This is a genomic window from Paenibacillus sp. Y5S-9 (assembly GCF_036894235.1).
Taxonomy (GTDB): domain Bacteria; phylum Bacillota; class Bacilli; order Paenibacillales; family Paenibacillaceae; genus Paenibacillus.
This window is the reverse complement of the sequence record NZ_CP145887.1, coordinates 6552325-6576269: the sequence shown is the minus strand read 5'-3', so window position 1 is coordinate 6576269 and position 23945 is coordinate 6552325. Positions and strand designations below refer to the sequence as shown.

The 23945-nt window shown below is 48.0% G+C and carries 24 protein-coding genes; 22 read left to right on the top strand and 2 right to left on the bottom strand.

Going from position 1 to position 23945, the window contains the following annotated elements:
• Positions 1–86: 86 nt before the first annotated feature.
• Positions 87–677: a TetR/AcrR family transcriptional regulator gene (locus tag V6669_RS28865; protein ID WP_338589168.1), complete on the bottom strand. Its 591-nt coding sequence runs from the start codon at positions 675–677 to the stop codon at positions 87–89.
• Between the two features lie 160 nt (positions 678–837).
• On the opposite strand from V6669_RS28865, the gene V6669_RS28860 reads away from it, so the two are divergent.
• From V6669_RS28860 to V6669_RS28805, 12 genes are all read left to right on the top strand, one after another.
• The gene (locus tag V6669_RS28860) at positions 838–1821 is read left to right on the top strand and encodes a phosphotransferase (RefSeq protein ID WP_338589166.1); all 984 of its coding nucleotides are present in this window, start codon (positions 838–840) and stop codon (positions 1819–1821) included.
• Positions 1822–1839: 18 nt separating this feature from the next.
• Positions 1840–2838 (top strand): glycosyltransferase, encoded by a 999-nt coding sequence (locus V6669_RS28855; protein ID WP_338589164.1) that lies wholly within the window; start codon positions 1840–1842, stop codon positions 2836–2838.
• A gap of 53 nt (positions 2839–2891) precedes the next feature.
• A complete protein-coding gene (locus V6669_RS28850; RefSeq protein ID WP_338589162.1) occupies positions 2892–3176 on the top strand; it encodes a hypothetical protein in 285 nt (94 codons plus the stop codon).
• Between the two features lie 113 nt (positions 3177–3289).
• A complete protein-coding gene (locus tag V6669_RS28845) occupies positions 3290–3451 on the top strand; it encodes a hypothetical protein (RefSeq protein ID WP_017691697.1) in 162 nt (53 codons plus the stop codon).
• A 98-nt stretch (positions 3452–3549) separates the two neighbouring features.
• Positions 3550–5631 (top strand): ABC-F family ATP-binding cassette domain-containing protein, encoded by a 2082-nt coding sequence (locus V6669_RS28840; protein ID WP_338589158.1) that lies wholly within the window; start codon positions 3550–3552, stop codon positions 5629–5631.
• A gap of 436 nt (positions 5632–6067) precedes the next feature.
• Positions 6068–6490 (top strand): hypothetical protein, encoded by a 423-nt coding sequence (locus tag V6669_RS28835; protein ID WP_338589156.1) that lies wholly within the window; start codon positions 6068–6070, stop codon positions 6488–6490.
• The gene (locus tag V6669_RS28830) at positions 6490–6774 is read left to right on the top strand and encodes a hypothetical protein (protein WP_036671603.1); all 285 of its coding nucleotides are present in this window, start codon (positions 6490–6492) and stop codon (positions 6772–6774) included. The genes V6669_RS28835 and V6669_RS28830 overlap by 1 nt, the downstream gene beginning before the upstream one ends.
• A gap of 4 nt (positions 6775–6778) precedes the next feature.
• A complete protein-coding gene (locus tag V6669_RS28825) occupies positions 6779–8179 on the top strand; it encodes a glutathionylspermidine synthase family protein (protein WP_338589152.1) in 1401 nt (466 codons plus the stop codon).
• Positions 8161–8565, top strand: a complete 405-nt coding sequence (locus V6669_RS28820; RefSeq protein ID WP_017691702.1) for a DUF350 domain-containing protein — start codon at positions 8161–8163, stop codon at positions 8563–8565. Before V6669_RS28825 ends, V6669_RS28820 begins: the two co-directional genes overlap by 19 nt.
• A gap of 56 nt (positions 8566–8621) precedes the next feature.
• The gene (locus tag V6669_RS28815; RefSeq protein WP_338589149.1) at positions 8622–9569 is read left to right on the top strand and encodes a nucleoside hydrolase; all 948 of its coding nucleotides are present in this window, start codon (positions 8622–8624) and stop codon (positions 9567–9569) included.
• A 160-nt stretch (positions 9570–9729) separates the two neighbouring features.
• Entirely contained in the window at positions 9730–10059 is a 330-nt protein-coding gene (locus V6669_RS28810; RefSeq protein WP_133386233.1) for a PadR family transcriptional regulator, read from the top strand.
• A gap of 6 nt (positions 10060–10065) precedes the next feature.
• Positions 10066–11043 (top strand): permease prefix domain 1-containing protein, encoded by a 978-nt coding sequence (locus V6669_RS28805; protein ID WP_338589145.1) that lies wholly within the window; start codon positions 10066–10068, stop codon positions 11041–11043.
• A gap of 71 nt (positions 11044–11114) precedes the next feature.
• Here the strand turns inward: V6669_RS28805 and V6669_RS28800 are convergent, their stop codons facing one another.
• Positions 11115–11594 carry a heme-degrading domain-containing protein gene (locus V6669_RS28800; protein WP_338589143.1) on the bottom strand — a complete coding sequence of 160 codons (480 nt, stop codon included), beginning with the start codon at positions 11592–11594 and terminating at the stop codon, positions 11115–11117.
• 228 nt (positions 11595–11822) lie between these two features.
• Between V6669_RS28800 and lspA the strand changes: the two genes are divergently transcribed.
• From lspA to V6669_RS28750, 10 genes are all read left to right on the top strand, one after another.
• Positions 11823–12305 (top strand): signal peptidase II, encoded by a 483-nt coding sequence (gene lspA, locus V6669_RS28795; RefSeq protein ID WP_338589141.1) that lies wholly within the window; start codon positions 11823–11825, stop codon positions 12303–12305.
• A gap of 269 nt (positions 12306–12574) precedes the next feature.
• Positions 12575–13813: an extracellular solute-binding protein gene (locus V6669_RS28790; RefSeq protein ID WP_338589139.1), complete on the top strand. Its 1239-nt coding sequence runs from the start codon at positions 12575–12577 to the stop codon at positions 13811–13813.
• Positions 13814–13837: 24 nt separating this feature from the next.
• Entirely contained in the window at positions 13838–14704 is an 867-nt protein-coding gene (locus V6669_RS28785) for a sugar ABC transporter permease (RefSeq protein ID WP_036606633.1), read from the top strand.
• Positions 14704–15531 carry a carbohydrate ABC transporter permease gene (locus V6669_RS28780; RefSeq protein ID WP_036606635.1) on the top strand — a complete coding sequence of 276 codons (828 nt, stop codon included), beginning with the start codon at positions 14704–14706 and terminating at the stop codon, positions 15529–15531. The genes V6669_RS28785 and V6669_RS28780 overlap by 1 nt, the downstream gene beginning before the upstream one ends.
• A gap of 550 nt (positions 15532–16081) precedes the next feature.
• The gene (locus tag V6669_RS28775) at positions 16082–17845 is read left to right on the top strand and encodes a sensor histidine kinase (protein ID WP_338589137.1); all 1764 of its coding nucleotides are present in this window, start codon (positions 16082–16084) and stop codon (positions 17843–17845) included.
• Positions 17835–18629, top strand: coding sequence for a response regulator (locus tag V6669_RS28770; protein WP_076216806.1), 795 nt, complete (start codon positions 17835–17837; stop codon positions 18627–18629). The genes V6669_RS28775 and V6669_RS28770 overlap by 11 nt, the downstream gene beginning before the upstream one ends.
• Positions 18630–18743: 114 nt before the next feature.
• Complete coding sequence (locus V6669_RS28765) at positions 18744–20063, top strand: extracellular solute-binding protein (protein ID WP_338589134.1); 1320 nt, start codon at positions 18744–18746, stop codon at positions 20061–20063.
• A gap of 38 nt (positions 20064–20101) precedes the next feature.
• Complete coding sequence (locus tag V6669_RS28760) at positions 20102–20983, top strand: sugar ABC transporter permease (protein ID WP_338589132.1); 882 nt, start codon at positions 20102–20104, stop codon at positions 20981–20983.
• A gap of 216 nt (positions 20984–21199) precedes the next feature.
• The gene (locus V6669_RS28755; RefSeq protein WP_338595079.1) at positions 21200–22063 is read left to right on the top strand and encodes a carbohydrate ABC transporter permease; all 864 of its coding nucleotides are present in this window, start codon (positions 21200–21202) and stop codon (positions 22061–22063) included.
• A 235-nt stretch (positions 22064–22298) separates the two neighbouring features.
• A complete protein-coding gene (locus V6669_RS28750; RefSeq protein WP_253504043.1) occupies positions 22299–23708 on the top strand; it encodes an MATE family efflux transporter in 1410 nt (469 codons plus the stop codon).
• Positions 23709–23945: the final 237 nt, after the last annotated feature.

Genomic DNA, 23945 nt, shown 5'->3' with positions numbered 1-23945 from the left:
TTGTTTGCTTCGGAAACAATGTAGTTGCTGACGCCGTTTTCCCTACGCTCCGCTGCTCCATTTCTAGCTTCATCCCATCTCCATCGTTACTCCTGAGGTACGTGTCCCAACATCGATGCAAGTCGGTGAACCGTCTCCCCAGTGTAGGGTACCAACAACTCTGGCAGTTCACCTTGCATACTGGAGACCGCCATGCGTGTGATTGCACCGATCACCAGAACGGCTGTGAGCCGTGAATCCTGCTGAGGCAGCTCGCCCCGCATCATTCCCTGATCGATCAGATCCATTAACGCATCCAACGGCTGACGGTAATCCTCGCTGCTTCCGGCTTCAATGAATATTTCATGATTCTGTGAAATCAGCAGCAGCCCGTAGGGATCTTCATCATGCAGATGGAGAACCTCGGTAACCAGTTGCTTGAAGCGTTCCAGCACCGGACCTTCCTGTCGAACATACCCATCAATTAGTGCAGTATAGTCGACACAGTATTGGGTGAAGGCTTCCAGTGCAACGGCATCTTTGTTTTTAAAATGTTTGTAGATCGCCGCATCGGTTACTCCGGCGGCGTCACCGATCTCTTTGACGGATATGCCGTCAACGCCTTTGGTTGCGAACAAGCGCATCGCCGCTTGTAGGATATCTTTCTTTTTGCTGTCCACATGAGATTTGTTCTTCATGATTGTATAGTAAGTGATTACTAACCAAAATGCAACAAGCAATTTTGAAACGCTAAATTAAGACACTGAATAAGCGCTTACGACCAAAGCTTGCAGGCTTGTGAACGGCGACGTATGATGAATAGAAATCAACATCGGAGCCGCAGGAAGAACGAAACGGATGGTGTATAGCGTGAAAGAAGAGATGGATGCATACAACTGGGTGACGCCCGAAGGAATGCTGAATGATCAATATATAACAAGCCGTGAACAGTTGTATCAAGGAATGAACGGACGATATGTGGAGCGATTCACTGTTCCTACCGGTGAAAGTTATATTTTTAAACCACTGACGAATCCTGCACAGCATGGACGGGAACGATGGATGTACGAGCGTGTAATGTCTGGTCTACCACAGATCTATCCACAGCTTATTGCAGCGTCGGATCTTACCATTGCACCGGCACAGAGCTGGATGATCTACGAGGATCTGGGGCAACTGGTGCATGATTCGCAAGAAGTGACGATGCTCGGCGCAGCGGCACATATGGCCGCATGGCATGCATTGCCTGTTACGAATTGGAGTGAGCTGCCTCGCGTGGGCCAGAAACCGTCCATTCGCACGATGTTGGATGAGTTACAAATGCACAGACTATCTACGGACGACCTGTTGTCCAAGCTGGATATACGGTTGTCTCCATCGGATTGGGACAAGATTGCCACGTTGATTCTCACAGCTGAGGAGCAACTTCCAACCGTTTTATGTCACGGAGACTTGCATCCCGGTAATCTGGCGGAAGTAGACGGCAGACTGGTCGTCTTGGACTGGGAGCATGCTCATCTGAATACACCGCTGTGGGATGTAGTTCACCTAGTGGATCTCTCGCATCCGCTGTTTCCCAGAACGGTTACGCCTGCATTGCGAGAGCGGGTTATAGATGTGTATCTGGACAAACTTTGTAGCCTGGGCGTGCAGATTGAACGGGTTTCTTTTGCAGAATGGTACAACGCCTATGCTATTGTATTCTCGCTCTGGATGCTGCGTTTGATTGATGGTGACCTGAGAAGCGAGGAATGTGTGTGGCCGAAGGAACAGTTGCGTAACCAGTGGCATGAGACGGCAGCAACGCTGGAACAGTGCATGAAGCAGATAAGTGAGGAATAGAGATGAGGGGTGAGAAGGTTGCGTAAAGTCGGACTCGTAATGCGTAAAATTCAATTCACGGAAGCACAGGGGCCACGCGTATTTGCGGATCGGCTGAAGCAGATTGGTCTGGAGCTGGGTGTGGATATTGTGTTCATCTCGCCGGAGCGTCATGTCAGCGGATACGACTGGTTGCCGGGGTATGAGCATGAGAAAGGTGACCTGGTGAACTACGATATCGTGCTGGATCAGATTCATAGCCAAAATATAGAGCATGTCATCTACACCGTATCCGGGTTTACGTTCTTGAAGATGTTCTTACCGAAGAGTGTATTGTTCCCGCACAGTTTCCCCGATCCCGCGCTGACGGGATATGAGATGATGAAGCCATTTTATACGATGGTGGATAAAGCCATTGTACAGACCGAGTTTTTGAAAACAGAACTGGGCCGCAATTTCGGCGTACATGACGTGAACGTCATCCCGATTGGTTTTAGCGAAGAGCTGGCGAATCGGCACTATGACCCGAGCCAGGTTGTGCATAATCGGGTGCTCTGGATCGGTCGGGATGAAGCAAACCGTCGACCGGATCTAGTTTTGGAATATGCTCGGCAGAACCCGGACAAGGAAGTATATATGGTGTTTGGCGGTGTACGCTATAAGGAAACCATGAAGAAGTACGACATTCCTCCCAACGTGAAGCTTAAGTTTGCGCTCACGCAGGATGAGATATTTACGTTGATGAACTCATCCAAGGTGTATTGGAACTGTTCGGCCTTTGATACGTTTGCGATGCCGCTGACGGAAGCGATGGCGATGGGCAAAATGGTTGTGAAACCGGAGCATGCCTGCTACGGTCACATTCGATCCACGCATGCCTTTGCAGGCAACGAGGATAACTGGTTTGAACTGGCGAACATGGCTGCGGCCGCGCCGCGCAGTGTGTCAGAAGACAACCGTGAGTATGCGTTTGGTGCTTTTTCGCGCACAAAGATGAAAGAAGGGTACCGGAACTTTTTCTCGGATTGGTTGAAGTAACGTAAGGTCTGTAACAAAGGGCTTGATCCATCCAGCAACAGGAGGGGAACCTTATGGAAATACTGATCTTGTGGACATTGGGAATGTGGGCGGTGCAGCTGCTGATTGAATGGCTTATCTACCGATTGCAAGGACGGCGAATGACGTGGGTTCAATATATATTGCCATGTGTGGCCTTGCTCGGCGGTGCCGTCGTAATCATGATCAGCATCGATATTGGCGGGTGGAACGGCATCGGATATGCCCTGCTCGGTGCATCACTGGGTGCCGCGGGAATGTTAACACTTATTACGGTGGCGATCAGGGATGTGATGCTTCGGCGACGGGGCAGGCACTAGACCAAGCAGTAAAGCTACTGTGGAGTAAGGATGAACTGGGCGAAGGGATGGTTGCAGGAACGCAACCGTCTGTGATATATTGACATTAATTATGACAAGGGAGGTGAAGACAGGTGAATCACGAGATGCTTAACAACCGTATTAGCCAGCTGCCGATTGCTATGGCTGGCATTGTTCATACTTTTCTGACCAACGGGAGAAGTCTGTCCAATTTTGAATATACGGAAGTTAACATTTGCGAGAAGATGCCTGCCTTGACCTCATTCGGACGATAAGCGATATTGCTTGAATTCTGAAGGGCCGCGGAGCTAACCTCCTGCGGCTCTTTTTGTGTTGCGGTCAGGATCTTCCATACCATAGGAGGAACCTTATTATGATGATAATTAGCGCGCAACAACTGACTCAATACCATGGAGCACATCTGGTGCTGGACGGCATTACATTTGAAATTATGGAAGGTGACAAGGTTGCTCTGATCGGCCGCAACGGAAGCGGCAAGACCACACTTATGCGCCTGATGGCAAGACTGAACAAGCCGGATGAAGGGCAATTGATGATTAAAAAAGATACACGGACCGGTTACGTGGCACAAGTTCCAGAAGGACTGGATGACCATACCGTCCTGGATGTGCTGAGCCTTGGATTCAAAGAGCTTATGATATGTCGCACGCAAATGAAGGAAATGGAGCAGCAGATGTCCGATCCGGCATGTGCAGCAGACCCTAATCAATTGGAGCGCCTGTTGAAACGTTATGCAGCGCTGCAAGACCAGTTTGAGCGTGAGGGTGGATACGAAATGGATGCGCGGATCGATCAGGTGGCGGACGGTCTGGATATCGCCAAGGCGCATTATGAATGGCGCTTCGGTTCCCTGTCCGGTGGGGAACAGACCCGGGTTGTGCTGGCCTCGCAGCTGATCGTAAAACCTGATCTGTTATTGCTGGATGAGCCGACAAACCATCTTGATCTGGAGCGGGTCGAGTGGTTGGAAGGATTTTTACGAGAATATCCCGGCACCATTGTCCTGATCTCGCATGATCGCTATTTTCTGGATCGGGTCGTGAATCAAACACTGGAGCTGGAGGATGGAGAAGCGGAAACGTCTGCTGGCGGTTATACGGAATATATGAAAGTGAAGGAACAACGGCTGTTGCAGCAATTCGAAGAGTTCAAGGAGCAGCAGAAGGTTATCAAGAAAATGAAAGAAACAATTCGCCAACTGGAGGAATGGGGTCGTGTGGGCGGCAATGAAAAGTTCTTCAGACGGGCGGCTTCTATGCGTAAAGCCATCGAGCGGATGGAACAGGTGAAGCGTCCTGTGCTGGAGCGCCGCAATGCCGAATTCGATGTGCGTCCTACGGATCGAACGGGTAAACGGGTAGCGGTATTGGAACAGGTCGAAAAGAGTTATGGCGAGCGTGAAATCCTGCGCGGGGTTTCGGGTCTGCTGGAATATGGGGATAAAATTGCACTCATTGGCCGCAATGGTTCCGGCAAGACGACCCTATTCAAGCTGTTGCTTGGTGACGAGCAGCCCAATGCGGGCAAGTTGGAGTGGGGGGCACGTGTGGATGTGGGGTATCTGGCTCAACAGGAGGAACCTACGAATCCAAAGCTGAACGTACTTGAATACTTCCGTCTGGAAGCGGGCGTGGAGGAAGGAGAGGCACGTGGCATTCTGGCTCGATACCTTTTCTATGGAGCGGATGTATTCCGCTCTGTCGGGCAATTATCCGGCGGGGAATGGACGCGCTTGCGGCTGGCCTTACTGGTGCAGCGTAAACCCAATGTACTGCTGCTCGATGAGCCAACTAACCATCTGGATATCGCATCCAGAGAAGCGCTGGAAGAGTCACTGGTTGATTTTGAAGGAACTGTACTTGCCATCTCGCATGATCGGTACTTCGTCAATCGCCTCGCTTCCCGTGTCTGGGAACTGGAGAACGGGCAGATGACCGCTTATCTGGGAGACTATGAGGCGTATCGCGAGAAGAAGCTTGATTTGCAAGCTCGTTCGGCGGCGACAACTCAGGCTACAGCAGGAGTGGGAGTTTCTTCTCGTGGAAACGCCAAGTCTGAGGTGAAGTCAGGTTTAACGTCTGCGCCCGGCGGGACTACCAGATCAGGGAAGAAATCAGAAGCAATCTCGGCATTGAACGGTTCCACTGTTGCAGCTATCGATGGAAGTCGAGATCATGAAGCTTTTACTGAATCAGGTAAGGCGTTAACTCCTTCAGCAACAGCTGTATCGAATCATAGAAACAGCAGTGGCAACAAACAGTCTGCGGAGAAGCTGGAACAGACTTTGGCTCGTCTTGAGGCACAGATTCAGGTGCTGGATCAACAGCTGGAAACGGTGCAGAACAATCCGCTTGAATTGGAACAAATCTGGAATGAACATGAGCAATTGTCCGCTGAATACAATGATCTATTGGCCCAGTGGGCTGAGTTATAAGTCCGAATGGCATGAGCATAAGATTGAACATACGAGGTCGGAGAATCTTCTCCGGCCTTTTTGGGCCGGAGTTACATACCAAACGCGGAATTTACTTGTTTTTTCAAGCTTTGTTGATCCGAGATTGGGCGACAACCTGTTCTTATTTTTACATGTCATGGGGAATAGAATCAATTTCATAACTTATTAAAAATGGAGTTTTGTAACTAGACATAGACAAATTAAACCATTTTGATCTATGTCTAGCCTTGATTTGAAGTAGCTAAAGGTACTATGAAATTGATTCCCTAGTGTAACTTTTTACCTCCACATGCGTTAAATACGTTTGTATGAATTGAAACGGCTCACCTAAGAGCTCGCAAAAAGGGAGGTTATTGGTATCTATTATTCATTGACGTATCGGAGTTGGTCGGATGATCGACAGGCGGAGACGGGGGTGCTGGAACAGACTTCAGTCACACGCGATGAACTGTTCATGCGCAAACTGGTGGATGCCACTCTGGTGAAAAACAAACTCTGGGCGCATCTGTCCAATGAATGCCAGGATGGGCGGGAACATGCGGTATACGTGACGGCGTATGACCAACAGATGCCGGATGAGTACGGTGCAGCCATTGCGGATGCTGCGCTGGCGATGTGCAAAATGTCTTCCATGTACAGCGCAGAGTATATGTTGTGGAATGGAAGTTCGTTTCAGGAGTTGGAGCTCACAACTTCATCCACCTATACGATGGAGCTTGCCGAGCAACTGCTGGACCATTACATGGTTCGCGGTGGCAAGACGTATGAGTTCCTGTATTCCGTGCTGGATGCGGATCGCAAGAAAGTGTTGTTTTATATGAAAGAGGTGGATCTGTGATGAGTGACCAAGAGCGGGGGCAAGCATCAAAACCCGGTTCAAAAGCAAAGCTGGTTGCGTTCTCCCTGATGCTGGCGGTTCCTGCCGTGTTATCCGGTTGTGGCAGCAACAATGATGAATGTGACCCGGAGTATGATACCGGATGTGAATATGATTCCAGCAGTGGGCACTATTACTACGGTGGGTCGTCGTATCGAAGCAATAAGGACAGTAACAGCTCTTATAGCAAATCAAAGTCCAAATCAAGCGGCTTCGGTAGCTTCTTCCGCAGTTCGGGAGGATAACCGGATGAGGCAAGTGGTTCAACTGCCGTTTAGTCACGAAGAGGTGTTTCAGGGTGAAGCGGGACAACAGATTCCATACCATCGAATGTACGGGAAGCAGTATTGTGTACCTACATTGACGGTCTATTCTCCCTCGGAGATACAAGAGCTGCGTACCGCAGCTGAGGCGGTAGACGGCATTTATTGTAAAGTGATGCGATTTATCCAGCAATACATGCCGGATTCCTTTTTGGAGCATCAGTTGGGTATCCATCCCGGGCTTATTCCGGCGGCACGTATGGAGATGGTAACTGGAGGCATTACCCGTCAGGACTGGATTATTGGAGAGGCTGGGCCCAAGTGTATTGAAAATAATACGGACACTCCAACAGGCATACCGGAGGCTGCTGCATTAGAAAATATCCTGGTCGGTCTTGCTGAGGATGCTACGCTAACTGCGCCATCTGCCGAGATGGATACGCGTATTCGGGAGTGTTTCAGGATATGGCTGGAATTCTATACAAACCAAGGATTGCAGGGTCCGGTGACGTTTACTTCTTTTGGCGAACATGTCGAAGATCGAACAAATACGGAATACTTGATGAGACGTTGTCGTGAAGCCGGATACGAAGTCTTTTATGCTCCACTTGAGGAACTGGAGATTGTTCCGGGAGAGGCGCTTTACCATAAGGGTCGGGAGATTAATCTACTGTATCGCCTTTATCCACTGGAGTATCTGATCGATGATCGGGATGAGACGACCGGGGTGGACATTGGTGCTGCACTACTTGATCTTGTACGTGAGGGACGGCTGGGCCTGATGAATCCCGTTCAGCATGTCCTGATGCAGAGCAAAGGCTTCATGGCGGCGATCTGGTCGCTCTACGAGCGTAACGAGCAAACCAGGGAATATTGCGGGTTTACCCTCTTTGATGAAGCAGAAATGGATGTGATTTCCCGATATCTGCTACCAACCTATTTTTCGGCTGAGCCTTTCGAGCTGAACGCCACGCCATATGTAGCCAAAAGCTATTGGGGGCGCGAAGGCAGAGGAACTCTTTTGCTGGATGGTAGAACGGACAGTGCTTCTGGAAAGCAGAATATAGAGGACCCCCTAAACGAGGAGTTAGAATCGAATCTTGCAACTGGGGCAACAGACGAGGATGAAGAGATTACAGCCTATTACGAAAATCAGCCCAAAATCTATCAGCAGCTGGTTCCGATGGAACAGGCCGTGATCGAGACAGAAGATGGAGCGTACAGCGGTTATCTGCTTACAGGGGTGTTTGTTATCGGTGGGCGTTTGGCAGGAGTACTGCCCCGGATCGGGGAGAAAGTAACTGGAGATATGGCTTATTATTGCGCGGCTACGGTTCGTGAACGGATGAATGATGAGGAGGAGAAGGAATGGAGAACTTGGGATTAAACCTCGTGAATGTGGCAGTGGGTGTAGGCATTCTGCTGGTGGTATTGGTATGTGGATATTTCGCTTTTAGCAAATTGACCCGGTATAACGATAGTGAGGAAATCGCCAAAGGTAACGAGGCGGCAGGCATGTACATGGGCAGCAAATTGTTGGGACTGTGTATTATTGTGGGCATGGTATCTTTCTCGACGCACTCGTGGTTGGATATGCTGCTGTGGTCGGCGTTTGGAATTATTGTGCTGTGCCTGGTCTATATTATATTTGATTTCCTGATTCCCAAAATGCGTGTATGTGACGAAATCGCACGAGGCAATATGGCAGTAGCACAACTGCTGCGTTCGATTATCATCGGCGTTTCCATCGTCATCGGTACATTTTTGATGTAAAATAAGACATAGTGTTTATAGAGTTTACTATCAAACGGTAGAAGGAGCGCGGCATCATGAGAAGAGTCATCATCGATACAGATACAGCAGGAGACGATACAATTGCGATCCTGACCGCATTGCACCACTTTCAGGTGGAAGGCATCACCATTACGGGCGGTAACGTACAATTCGACCAGGAGGTTGAAAATGCCCTGTACACGGTACAGGTTGCTGGACATGGCGGCAAGGTCCCTGTGTATAAAGGTTGCGAGCGTCCACTAATGGCCTACGGAAAGGCTCAGCACCGGACAGTGGAAGATGTGCATGGCGATGACGGCATGGGCGGCGCGCATTTTCCCAAGGCGGATCAACGTCCCGAGAGCGGGCATGCGGTTGATTTTATCATTGAGAAGGTGCATGCACATCCGGGTGAAATTGAACTTCTGGCGATTGCCCCGCTGACCAATATTGCAATGGCGATCCAGAAAGACCCAACGATTATTCCAGAAATTGCTCACCTGTACATTATGGGCGGAACGAATAATGCACTGGGCAATATCACACCAGCGGCGGAGTATAACTTCTACGTGGACCCGGAAGCGGCGAAAATTGTACTGCATGCGGGCATTCCAATCACGATGGTTGGCTGGGAAATGTGTACGCAATATTCAGTCATGGACGATGACGATCATGCAGAGATTGCAGCTCTCGGAACATCGGGTGCCGATTTCTTCACCGCAATCAACAAAGTGGTTATGAAGTTCAACAAGTCGGTACATAAACTCAATGGCACCACTCATCCGGATACGTTGTTGATGGCTGTAGCCGCAGATGAATCCATCATGACCAAGTCGGGTCAATATTATGTGGATGTGGAAGCTGCAGGAGAACTGACACGTGGATACAGTGTGGTTGATATCAACGGACGTTTTGGCAAAGAGCCCAATGTACGTGTCTGTGAGGGCATTGATCGGCCGAAATTCAAATCCATGCTACTGGATGTTCTGTCAGCGATTCAATAAACGCAGGAATTTAACTGCAGGAAAAAGAAGAAAATCCGTGCCTATCCCAGGTACGGATTTTTTATTTCCCATTTTTGGAATAACTACTTCACCTGTCGTAGTAAATTGTGCTATACTTCAACTACTACGACAGATGAAGTAATGAGGAGGAGTATCTTTTGTGATCAGCAGTGACGTTATACGTGGCTACAATGATACGCTGATCCTCTACATGCTGCTCGAAGGGGAGTCGTACGGCTACGAGATTTCCAAGAACATTAGGCAGCTGACAGAGGAAAAGTACGTCATGAAGGAGACGACGTTATACTCGGCCTTCACCCGATTGGAGAAGAACGGTTATATTGAATCGTTTTACCTGGATGAGAATAGTTTGGGAAAGCGTCGTACCTATTACCGGATTACGCCGTCCGGCCTCGACTATTACAGAGAAAAGTGTGAGGAATGGAAGGTTACGCAGGAGGTTGTTAATCTATTTATCAGGGAGTTGTGACGAAACATGGAGACAATTATGGTGTATCTGGAGAACATGTTTGCTGGTCTGCCGAAGACCCCCGAGGTGGAGCATCTGAAGCAGGAGCTTCTTTCGGGGATGGAAGATAAGTACCTGGAGTTGAAGCGGGAAGGCAAGTCGGAGAATGAAGCCATCGGCATTGTGATCTCGGAATTTGGTAATATCGAGGAGTTAACTGCAGAACTCGGTATTCAGCCAGTCAGTGCGGAAGAGGCAGTACCTGTGCTGACGGAAGAAGAAGCCTACGCATATACCACTGCCAAAAGAAATGCCGGATTTTGGATCGGGCTGGGTATTTTATTGTGCGCGGTGGGTGTGGCGTTTCTGATTTTCATGGATACTTTATTTGAGAACTATGCCACTTCAGCTGCAAACCGTTCGGTGGAAACGGGGGCTGTACTGGGCCTGATCGGCATGTTCGTGCTCATTGCCATTGCGGTGGGCATGTTCATTCACAGTGGCATGAAGCTTGAACGCTTCAGTTATATGGAGAAGGGCTTCCAGCTTCCTTATACACTTAAAATGAGTATTCAGCATAGTCGGGAGAGCTTCGCTCTGACTTATCGAATAGCCATCATTACGGGTGTCTGCCTCTGCATTCTGTCTCCTGTGTTTATTTTCGCAGCCTCCTCTATCAATGATAACTACGCCTCTTATGGTGTATCTGCCTTTATGGTCATGGCTGGGGTAGGAGCATTCTTGTTTGTATATTACGGTAATATTCAGGGGGCTTACACGAACTTGCTGGAGAAGCACCAGTTGACGGTAGATAAGAAGCAAGAAGTAAAGGTTGTGAGAGCCGTGGAAGCGATTGTATGGCCGCTGGCGACAGCTATCTTCTTGTTCACAGGCTTTGTATATCAACGGTGGGATATCAATTGGGCCATATTCCCGATTACAGGCATTCTCTCCGGGAGTTTTAGCAATGTGTACCATATTATGAAAAGCAAAAATCCGTCCTGAGCATGCTGCTTTAGCTAGTAAAGCCCACTTGATCTATATTGATCTGGTGGGCTTTTTTTGCGCCATTTAATCTAACGCTGCTGCAACAAAAACGAGCGAATGCCTGTCGTGACCAGATCATGGTCTTCCTCATCAGGCAAACCCGATACTGTAATGGTGCCGACTTGTCCCTCATTTTTCAGAATAAGCGGGAAAGCGCCACCAGCCAGAACATAGTCAGATGCAGGCAGGTTGAAATCCTGCTCAAGCGTTTGGTCCTCGTTTCTTAGGCGTAGAGCCGTATGCCAAGAACTGGAGGAGAAATGATTCACCACGTTGTTCTTGCGGCGAATCCAGTTTTCGTTGTCGGGATGAGTGCCTTCCATCGCATGCAAAAAGAGACGATGTCCTTTCAGGGTAACGTCGATGGTCACGGCTTGGGAGCGACGCTTCGCTTCTTCAACCAGATGCAGGCCAAGGTTAAGCGCCGTTTCAGAATCAAATGTGCCAAATACCAAGTCCATTTCTTCCTGCTGCATTTCCTTTAATTTTTCGATCATGGTCAGGTTCAAATTACAGGCAGCCCCTTTACATATATGATTGATGTCTACATTCGACATGAATAGGTTTAGTACCTTCCAAATGCGGACTGGACGATGTTAGTGGATGTTATAGGCGTGGTTGAAGACGGCTCATTTGGAGAGCATACATCGGCTGTGTTAAAGTGAAGGGAACCTAATATACTCAAAACTCTTAAAGTTAAAATAAGTTATCGCTAAGTAGGCAGGAGGAGAAGCACGATGCTGTTTTATTTTGTAGCACTGCTGGTGACTTTGGTGGATCAGGGAACCAAGATTGCAGTGAGGATGTATATGGAAGTTGGCGACGTCATGAGACTGGGTAACTCGGGCATGCAGTTACAGCATTACGAGAACAGTGGCATGGCGGGCAGCATGTTTCAGGGAAATGCACGGCTGTTCGGTGTGATTGCTGTTCTGTTCATAGCGGGCATGCTGTATTATCGGAGTAAAGGTGAGATTCGCGGTTTCTGGATGCAAGCTGGCGCGGGTTTTATGGTCGGTGGGGCTTTAGGAAATGCGATCGATCGATTTATATATGCGCGGGTAACGGATTTCCTCGTGTTTCCGTCAGGACGCGGGATTTTGAATCTCGCTGATGTCGCAATTAACATCGGTGTGGTCATGATCATCATCGGCATGTTGATTCGTGCATATCAGAGTTATCGCGCCAAGCGTTTACGTAATGCTTTGCCAAAAGTTTAGCGTTCGTAACACGTGGATAGAAGCTTTACAGTGGCTGAATATAAGCTTAATAAATAAGGGACATTGGATATCATCCAGTGTCCTTTTTGTTATGCCTGATTCAGGTGATGGGAAGAACTGCCGTGATTCATTTTTACCGAAACCGTTTTAGAAATAATAAAGACTTATATCATCCATTCAGATTGAAGTTGGTTTGGAAGGACTAACCATATGGTTATTTACCATTTGGATGGGTAAATCTTTACGTATAAAGCTGAGGGAGGTACAACATGAGAACAACGCTTACCAAGGCTCTCGGGACAATGTTGCTTTGTGGAATGATGGCTGTACTTTTATCTTCCTGTACCAGTGGAGATAGCGCGAATGGCAAAGTGCAGATTGAATTTTTCCAGAACAAGCCTGAAGCTAAAACAACCTTTGATGAATTAATTAAAACGTTTAATGCGGAGCATGACGATATTCAGGTGACACAGGTGAATCCGCCGGATGCGGAGACGGTATTGAAGACCCGTGTCGTCAAAAATGATATACCGGATATTATGGCCATGGGTGCAACCGACACCTATTCCATTCTGGCCCAGAGTGATATTTTCACCGATCTGACGGACAGCTCATTACTCCAGACGATTGATCCAAACTACATACAAATGCTCAATGATCTCACAGGTATGGACGAAGTGACTGGTATCCCTTACGCGACTAATGCAAACGGCATCATGTACAATAAAACGCTGTTTAAGGAAATGGGATTGGACGTGCCCAAGACGTGGGATGAACTCATTGCAACCGCCCAAAAGATAAAAGATGCAGGTGAGATTCCATTTTACTTCACATACAAGGATGACTGGCAGACAAGCCTGCCGTTCAATGCACTGGCCTCCAATCTGGTCGGTATTGATTTCTACCAAGAGCGGCGCGATAACAAAGTGACGTTCAAGGAGAAGTACCGCGAGGTAGCTGAGAAGCAGCTGGAAATCATGAAGTACGGTCACGGAGATAACTTTGGTAAAGCTTATTCGGACGGTAACCGTGCCTTTGCTAACGGTGAAGCTTTCATGTACATCCAGGGAACCTGGGCCATCTCGGAGATTCGCAAAGCGAACCCAAATGTAGACATTGGTTTCTTCCCATTCCCAACGGGCAACGATGCAAGCGAGATCAAGCTGGTGAACGGGATCGACTCCCTGTTTACCATTGCGGCGGACACGCCTAACCGTGAGCAGGCAGAGACGTTTATTGCGTTCCTGTTAAAGCCTGAAAATATCGGAAGATATATTGACGAACAGACGCTGTTCTCTGCGGTAGAAGGCGTGAAGCAGGATGATCCTGCCGTACAGGAATTGATGCCATATATCGAGCAGGGTAAAGTTATTGACTTTCCCGATCACTATATTCCGGCTGCGGTGCAGCTGAATTCCATCGTACAGTCCTTTTTGCAGAACCAAAACATCGACAACTATCTAGATACACTCGACAAAGAATGGGACAAGGTTGCCAATCGGCGCTAGGCCTTGTCTGAAGGAGGATGGAATATGAACAAGCGTATCGCACCTTATTACTGGATGACGGTTCCGGCGGTTGTATTGTTCTTTGTATTTATGACACTGCCGGCCCTCCAGGGCATCTATTATTCATTTACGAATTATAACGGATTCGGGAAAGAGTATGATTTTGTTGGCTTTAAAAACTATTTCAACTTGTTCCAGGATGACAATGTAGGCAACGCCTACTGGTTTACGTTCAAGTTCGCGATCGTGGTGACGATCCTGACCAATATTCTGAGCTTACTCATTGCACTCGGGCTGAATGCCAAGATTAAGTTCCGTAACTTTTTCCGCGGCATCTACTTCCTGCCCAATATTCTGAGTGTACTGATTGTAGGTTACATATTTAACTACCTGTTCTCCAACGTATTCCCGATCTGGGGGCAAAATCTGGGCATCAACGCGCTATCCACCAACATACTTGGTAGCGAGAGTCTGGCTTGGATCGGTATCGTCATTGTTGCAGTATGGCAATCCGTGGCCCTGAATACGATTCTGTATTTGGCTGGTCTGCAAACGATACCAACGACACTATACGAGGCATCCAACCTCGACGGTGCAGGCAAATGGCGTGAATTCTGGAGCATTACATTCCCGCTGATTGCACCTTTCTTCACCATTAATATGGTGCTGGCGATGAAAAACTCACTTATGGTCTTCGACCAAATCGTAGCCTTGACCAACGGTGGTCCCGGACGGGCGACGCAGTCCATCTCCCATCTGATCTACACCGGAGGATTTGAAGGCGGCGAATATGCATATCAATCTGCGAACTCGGTTATTTACTTCATCGTTATTGCGGTGATTTCAATTCTGCAAATCCGGTTCCTGCAAAGAAGGGAGATGGATCTGTAATGAGAAGCCGTACACGAATTAATTGGCTCGTTATGCTGCTTGTTGTGCTGGGTACCTTGTTTATCCTGTTCCCATTGTATATGACCGTTACAATAGCTTTGAAAAATCCGGAACAGATGGCCCAATCGGTCTTTGCCATTCCGACGACACTTCACTGGGAGAATTTCGCGAGAGCCATCGACATGACAAACTTCTTCCAATCGTTCCGTAACAGTGCAATCGTTACCGCATCAACTGTGCTCTTGACGTTGCTCAGTAACTCGATGGTGGCCTATGCGATTGCACGGAATATGGAGAAACGCAAGTTTTTCAAAGGACTGTATTATTACTTCGTCAGCGCGATGTTCATTCCGTTCCCGATCATCATGCTGCCGATTGTTAAACTGACCGCATCGCTGGAGATGACGAACTTGGTAGGTCTGATCCTGCTTCACACGGTTTATGGCTTGGCATTCAACGTATTTGTATACGTTGGCTACATCCGGTCCATTCCGGTAGCACTGGAGGAAGCGGCGTTTGTGGACGGGGCGACAACCTGGGGCACGTTCTGGAAAATCATTTTCCCGCTCATGGCACCCATCAGTGCCACGGTTGGTATTCTGACTTGCCTGTCCACGTACAACGACTTCTTGCTGCCTCTCATTATTATCAGTGATCCGGGACAGTACACGCTGCCGCTGGTGCAATATGTATTCCAAGGGCAGTTCAATACCGAGTTTAACCTTGCATTTGCGTCCTACTTGCTCGCGTTGCTGCCGATGATTATCATCTATCTGTTTGCGCAGAAGTGGATCATTAACGGGGTTACGCAAGGGTCTGTGAAATAACTGAAATTATGTGGGGAAGAAAAAGATAGATGTAAAAGGAATGGACATATGTAAAGGGAAGATGAGTAAACTGAGGTGGACTGTAAAAGTCCCCTCTCTTTGTTTTTGATCCTTGTCATTTAACGTTTGGGAACTATTGAGAGGATTGATTAACCTGTAAAACTATGCTATTTTTTAGTCGTTAGTTTAATCGGTAAACAAAGATAGTGAGAAGAAGATTGAGGTTCAATTTTGCAAGCGCTTTAAATATATAAATTGAACTAAACATTTGCACGAGAACGGAGAGGGCAGAAATAACCTGAAAAAGCGGAGCGTTCGCCTTTATCCCCGGATTTTCCCCTTTAAAAAGGGAATCAAAAAATCTGGGGATAACAGCGATTGGAAGGTTATTCTGTCATCGTAGTGGCTAGTGTAAATATTCTTTCGTTCATTTTATATAGGGGAACTGAATACGTAGATAAATCCGGCATCGTTTGTACCCAGTCTTCAAGAGCACGGGCGTAAGGTGGTGGGTTCTTTTACATGCCAAAAAGAGAGGAGAATGGGGAAGTTGCACGGGAGAAAAGGACAATTTAACTCACTTCGCAATCAGATCTTCATTGGTTTTGTTATGGTGATGCTTGTTGTTCTGCTGCTCGCAGGCATATCGGCCTATGATCGGGTAGCTGCTCTGCTGAAAAGCAATGCAGAGAAACATATTCATCAAACCGCTGTCCAAGCCAGTGGCAGATTGGATGCACTCATTGCACAAGTGAATTCGCTGACCGCCCAGGTAGCGGATGATTCATACGTGCAGCGTCTGCTTAGCGATGAGAAGCAAGGCAACCCGGCTACCTTTAATCAGCGCCAAGCGCTCTTGCAGATTGCAGGCAGTTATCAGTCTTTCATCAACGGAGCGCAAAGTATGGAGATATACACTACGGGTTATAACCGCATATTTCCGATGGATGACCGATCCCTCGATCTCAGAGTAGAGCGCAACTGGATCAACCTGGCGGATGAAGGAAAAGGCAGACTGGTATGGGCAGGTGCTGACCCTGAAGATCCTGGTGTGCTCCTGGCTATTCGGCGGATTAACCTGCTGGATCATTCTTTTGAACATGGGGGATATGTGGTAGTGCGGATGCAGCGCAGCTTTTTTCAACTCAATGATTCGAACGGGGCAGATGGTTCGCAGGACTCGATCATGCTCTTGGATGGGGCAGGAGAAGTGGTGACTTCCGATCTGGAGATTAATCTTGATCCCAAAGCCATATTGGACAGCGGATCAGTCGTGCAAAACGGGGAGGAATCCTACATCGTCGTCCGGCAAAAATCGGAGTTAACGGGATGGACACTTGCTGTCCTGACCCCGCTGCGGGAGACAACGGAAGGTGTATCCATCCTGAGGACGGCGCTGCTCGTCTCGGGAATGATTGGTGTTGTTCTGTTCCTTATCATGTCCTTCTTTCTGTCCACGATGATTACACGTCCGCTCATACGCCTGATGCGGGCCATGCGCAGTGCACAGCCGGGAGCAATGAGACCTAATCTAATGGTCAGCTTTACTATGGAGATCAATGAACTTAACGACGTATATAACCAGATGGTCTACAGGCAGAACGAATTGACCCGTGTGGTTCATGAGAAGGAAGTCATGCAGTCCCGGGCTGAGCTGAAGGCGTTGCAGTCTCAGATTAATCCCCATTTTTTATTCAACACCCTGGAGGCGTTCTATTGGTCCCTTGAGGAAAAGGGAGACGAGGAGATGGCACGTATGGTTGTGGCGATGTCCCGATTATTTCGCTACATCATCTCCAGTTCGCAGCAGGATGAATGGGTTACGATGGCCGAAGAGTTGGAACACGCTGAGCGTTATCTTCAAATTATGCAGATGCGGTTGGGAGAGAGAATGCAATGGGAGATTCAGCTGAGTGATACGGTGCGTAAGGTCGCAATTCCTAAACTTCTTATACAGCCCTTGGTCGAAAATGCGATTCTCCATGGGATTGAAAGTAAACTGGGACCGGGAAAGATAAGCATCCATGTGGATGCTTCGACCGAGGCGAATCTGGTTCGCATTGAGGTTCGGGATGATGGTCCCGGTATGGATGAATTACGGCTACAATCTGTCATTCATGCTTTACATGGCGGGCCGGCTGTGTCCAAGAAGGGGACAGGTGTAGGTCTAATCAACGTACATCGGCGACTGATGCTTTACTTTGGCAGCCAACTTGGCGAACGTTGCAGGCTTTCCATAACAAGTAAGGTTGGGGAAGGAACTGTCATTTGCTTTGAGATTCCCATGGGAACGGAGGGTGCATATGATTCATGACAAAACAATTCTTATCGTGGATGATGAGCCGCGTACAAGAGAGGGTATTCGCAAAACACTGGAAGGATGGTCGGCAGGACGAAATCACATTCAGACTGCAGAAAGTGGCGTCGAGGCTGTCGAATGGCTCAAGAAAAAGCCGGCAGACCTGTTAATAACGGATGTTCGCATGCCCGAATTCTCCGGCTTGTCTCTGATTGAAGCCATTCAACATTTTTCGAACAAGCCTGTTGTCCTGATTATGTCAGGACATGCCGATTTTCAATACGCCCAGCAGGCCATTAAGTTGGGTGTTGTGGAGTATATGTTGAAACCGATTGATAAGGAACAATTGCTGCAGACCGTCGAAAAAGCCCTAAAGTTCAGCGAACAACAGCGACGTATTCAAACAATGCAAGAAATGGTTGACCCCAAGCTGCTGGATGTTAAAGAGCGCGGGGAACAAAGGCTCAATAGCCAGATCAGTGAAGCTTTGACCTATGTGGATACTCATCTGGGTGAACATGTGACCATGCGTGAAATCGCTGATTTGCTCCATCTCAACTCCAGTTACTTCAGCGTATTGTTTAAGGAACAGATCGGCATCAATTTTAGTGAATATCTTACCCGCAAACGCATTCAGCGCGCGAAGGAGTTGCTTGTGCAGACAACGATGCCCATCTCGGAGATTGCGGAACAGGTGGGTTATCAAACGGATAAGTATTTTATCACGGTATTTAAAAGCCTTGAGGGGCTAAGTCCAAGCAAATATCGGCATTCCCTATCTGAACGAGATAACAAATAACCTCAAAAAAGTGGAGTTTTTCCAAATTACTCTGGTCTTATAGGTGTGATAGGCCCGTGCTACAATTTGGTTAAAGCGGTTACATTAACCGAACAAACCAAGGGGGTTGGAATAATGAGCAAAAAGACGATGGCCATTCTTCTGTCATGGACGCTGGTTCTCGCCATAATTTTATCCGGATGTAACAGTTCAAGTTCGGATCAAGAGGGTGAAACAGGCAGCAACGGCACAGATGGGAAAGTAACCCTCAAATTCATGCACCTCTGGCCAGCAGGCAGTTCCGCACAGCAAAACAAACTGGTCAACGATATCATCAAGCAGTATCAGACGGATCATCCCAATGTGACCATTAAGCAGGAAGTGCTGGAGAATGAACAATACAAGAACAAATTGAAAATCCTGTCGGCATCCAATGAACTTCCCGATGTGGGTGTAACTTGGGCTGCTGGATTTCTGGAGCCTTATGTGAAGGGGAATCTGTTTGCACCGGTCGATGATCTGCTGAGCGGCTCGCTGGGCGAAAAATTCATAGCCGGAACAACAGAAGCCTATGCCATAGACGGCAAAACGTATGCGTTACCAATCGAGTTGAATATCTCCCCCATTTATTATAACAAAGCCATTTTTGCGAAATATAATTTGCAGCCGCCAGCAACATACGATGAATTCCTGAGTGTGCTTAAGACACTGACAGATAACGGTGAGGTTCCGATCGCACTGGGTAATAAAGACCGCTGGACTGGCTCACTCTGGTATATGTATCTGGCGAATCGGTTAGGTGGAGATGCACTGGAAAAGGCGATCAATGGCTCCGGCAAGTTTGACGATCCTGCGCTGACTCAAGCTGCTGCCGAGGTACAAAAGCTGGTGGATATGAATGCCTTCAACAAAGGCTTCAACGGGTTGTCCAACGATGAGGGCAAATCCGAATTCATGAACGAAAAGGCGGCCATGTACCTGATGGGCACCTGGGAACTGCCAAACTTCACGACTAACCCGGACATCCCGCAGGAATTCAAGGACAAGATCGGATTTTTCAAATTCCCAACGATGGAAGATGGCAAGAGCGATATTAACAGCTGGGTAGGTGGACCAGGCGTAGGGCTGTTCGTGGCCCAGAACTCCAAAGTGAAGGAAGAACCGGCGAAGTTCGTGCAATACTTTGTAGAAAAATGGGGTGAGAGTTCGGTGACTGAAGCAGGCGTCATCCCGGCAACCAAAGTGGATACGGCTGCAGTACAGCTGCCACAGCTCTATATTGACCTGCTGAACGAATTGAATCAGGCCAGCAGTCTCACACTCTTTGCAGACGTACAGATGAAACCGGCAGCCGCTCAGGCTCATCTGGATATGATTCAGGCGTTGTTTGGCAAAGCGGTAACACCGGAGGACTTTGTGAAGAATCATCAGGCTGCGATTGATAAAGGCAATTGACGTACACACGTTTGAACGCTTGAAGGGAGGATAATGTGATGGACAAAGTCATGTCCAACCGTCTCGTTGCTGCGTTGTACGTGCTTCCTGCACTGCTTCTGCTGCTGGTCTTGGTTTACATCCCGATCGTGCTCACCGGGTATTATGGGTTGATGCAATGGGACGGGATCGGTGCAATGACCTATATTGGATTGGATAATTACGCCAGACTGCTTCAGGACGGAACATTCTGGCAGAGTGCGGGTCATACTTTTTTGCTTGCTTTGTTCTCTGCGCTGAGTCTGATCGGTTATCTGATGATTGCTTTGGTGCTGTCAGGCAAAATCAAGGGTGCCAATCTGTTCCGCAAAATATATTTGATCCCGATGCTGCTGTCTTCGGTCGCGATCGCCCAGTTATGGCTGAAGATCTATCATCCCAGCAATGGTGTGCTGAACACCTTTCTGGAAGCGATCGGCTTCAGCAATCCGCCAGCCTGGCTGGCGGAACCATCCCTGGTGCTGTATGCATTGTTCGTACCGATACTGTGGCAGTATGCAGGCTTCTATATTTTGATCTATTATGCGGCACTCAAAAATATTCCGGAATCTCTGGTGGAAGCAGCCCGGATTGATGGAGCAAGCCCTTGGCAGATCGCTTTTCGAATCAAGCTGCCGCTTATTACTGAGGTGATCAAGGTGACCGTTGTACTGGCTGTGGTAGGTTCACTCAAGTATTTTGATCTCATCTACGTGATGACCGATGGCGGACCGAATGGTTCCAGCGAAGTGATGGCCTCCTATATGTATCGTCAGGCGTTCCGTAGCTTCGACTTTGGTTACGGCAGTGCTGTAGGTTTCTTCCTGCTCTTGATCTGTCTGCTGGTTACCTGGCTGCTTCGAAAAGCGACAGCATCCAAAGATACGATCCAGTATTCCTGACGCTAGTTCGTGTCTGAAAACTCGCTGAAGTGCATCTTTTACCGCCTTTTCGCCCCCTGCTGCGTCACTTTCCCTTGACGTGCCCCGGCACGCCTGCGGAAAATTTCCTTGCTTGGAACGAAAATTCGGCAAAATCTGCCACCTTCGGAGTTTCCAGACACGCCCTAGTGAAATGAAAGGAGGTCCATCCCGGTGAAGACGGATACGGCTGTAAGATTGCCAACTTACCCGGGGACAGGCCGAGGTTCGGCATGGTTAAGGAGATTCGGATATGTTCTGCTGTATTTCCTCTTGTCCCTGGTAGCTTTGCTGCAAATTTTGCCCTTGGTATGGCTGCTGTTATTCTCGCTTAAAAATAATCAGGAAGTATTCGACATGGCGCCTTTTTCCCTTCCTGCTACCCCGCGTTGGGAAAACTATGTCAAGGTATGGACAGAGGGAAATATCAGCTTATACTTCTTCAACAGTGTATGGATTACGGCGGTCTCGGTTGTGTTCACCGTGCTGTTTGCCAGTCTGGTGACCTTTGCCATTACACGTATGCGCTGGAAGGGTCGCTCGTTGATATTGGGGTTATTCATGGTGGGTCTAATGATCCCTGTGCACTCCACATTGATCCCACTGTTCAGCTTGTTCCTGAAGCTTAATCTCACCGATCATCCTTTGTCAGTCATCTTGTCTTATATTGCCTTTAATATGCCAATTACCATTATGATTCTACTGGGATTCTACTACGCGCTTCCCCGTGAAGTGGAAGAAGCCGCAGTGATGGATGGCTGCTCCGTGCATCGGATTTTCTTTCGGATTGTGCTGCCGATGACGTCTTCGGTCATTTCCACAACGGCGATCATCAACATGATCTATAACTGGAATGAATTTATCTTTGTTAATACGTTCATCAGTACAGATTCGTACAAGACCTTAACTGTTGGGGTACAGAACTTTATCGGTCAATATACAACAGATTGGGGAGCGATTGGTGCAACGCTGATGATTAGTATTTTGCCGATCCTGATTGCGTTTCTCATCCTGAGTAATCGAATCGTAGAGGGAATTGCTGCGGGTTCTGTTAAAGGTTAAAAGGCTAAGGATCTAGGTCCTTCCATTACTTGCTTAAAAGCGAGTCGGGAGGGGCCTTTTTTATCTTCTAAAACCTCGGGCAGGCGTACGGAAACAGGGCTTGATGAAAACGCTGAAAATACCTATTTATGGAATTACAAAAAACTTTCAACTATTTTCGCAAAACTACTGCATTTTCAAACCACCTGTGCTAACATACCCTAAGAATTAAAGCCCACATGGGAAAGGTGAGAAAATGACAGCAATATCCTCAACCAAAGAGTCCCTTCGTTCTGATGCCAAGGATCTGAATCTGATTCGACTGACATGGCCTATTTTCTTGGAACTCTTCTTATTTATGTTGATGGGGAGCGTGGATACGCTCATGCTCAGCTCGGTGTCCGATAATGCGGTCTCCGGCGTTGGAGCAGCCAATCAGATTATTTCTATCGCTATCCTTGTATTGGAAGTCATTGGACATGGTGCTGCGATTGTAGTCGCACAATATATCGGATCGAAAAAGTTAAGTGAAGCAGCGCAGGTTACAGGTAATGCGATCACACTGAATCTTATCGTAGGTCTGGTCCTGAGCGGAATCTTCCTTCTGTTCGGAGGACAATTGCTAACACTTCTGAATATTCAAGGCGAAATTTATGATTTTGCCCGTTCGTATATAAATATCGTTGGTGGCGGGATCTTCCTCCAGGCACTCATTAATGCGCTGGCTGCGACGATTCGTACACATGGTTACACCAAAGAAACGATGTATGTTGCTGTATTCATGAACGTGATTCACGTTGTTGGTAACTATGCATTGATCTTTGGACACTTCGGCCTGCCAAAGCTTGGGGTGGAAGGTGCAGCAATCTCCACGGTGGGAAGCCGGTTTATCTGCCTGCTGATCTTCTTCTGGTTGTTGTATCGTGTGAGCGAGGTACGGGTGGATTTTGAATACTACATTAAGTTGTCCAAGAAATTCATTGGCAAAATTCTGCGGATTGGCATTCCGTCTGCGATGGAATCGATGGTATATCATTCCTGCCAGCTCGTGTTCACGCTGTATGTGACCTATCTGGGTGCAGAAGCTATGGCAACCAAGCAGTATGCGGGTAATATCTCCAGCTATATCTACTTGTTCAGCATGGCGATTGGTATGGGGACATCGATTATTGTAGGCCGGCTTGTGGGTGCGCGGCGCAAAGACGATGCGTACAAACGTGTTTTTGACAGTGTAAAATGGGCCCTTCTGGCCACGGTTATCATTGATGTAATCATCATTTTTTTCCGTGTGCCTCTGATGAGCATATTTACGGATAATCCGGAAATTATCAAGCTGGGGGCTCAGGTAATTTTGCTCAGTCTTTTGCTCGAAACCGGACGTACCTGCAATATTGTAATCATTGGTTCCCTGCGTGCGGCAGGGGATGCAAAATTCCCGGTATACATGGGGCTGATCTCCATGGTCTGCATGAGTCTGCCACTGGGGTACCTGCTCATATTCAAGCTTCATCTGGGGCTCGCTGGTGTGTGGCTTGCCATTGCGGCGGATGAGTGGACCCGCGCGGTTATTATGTACTTCCGCTGGAAGAGTAGAGCTTGGGAGAAACATGAACTGGTGGAGCATGATGACGAAGAGGTTGGTGCACAGCCGGTACCGGCTGTCTGACGAAGTGTTGTGCGGATAAACAAAGCAAATAGTTAAATGAACCTGCTGTAGATCAATGAAATGGCTCTACAGTAGCCACAGGGCAGCAGTTTCCCAGAAGAGTCAATTACGGAAAGGATTCCATCCGTAATTGGCTCTTTTTTGCGTTCGGGATAGAGGCCAACCGAAGTGAAGATAGCAAAAATGATCAAAACGGCGATGACATCATTCACGTATAGTAAGGATATGGAAGGGGGC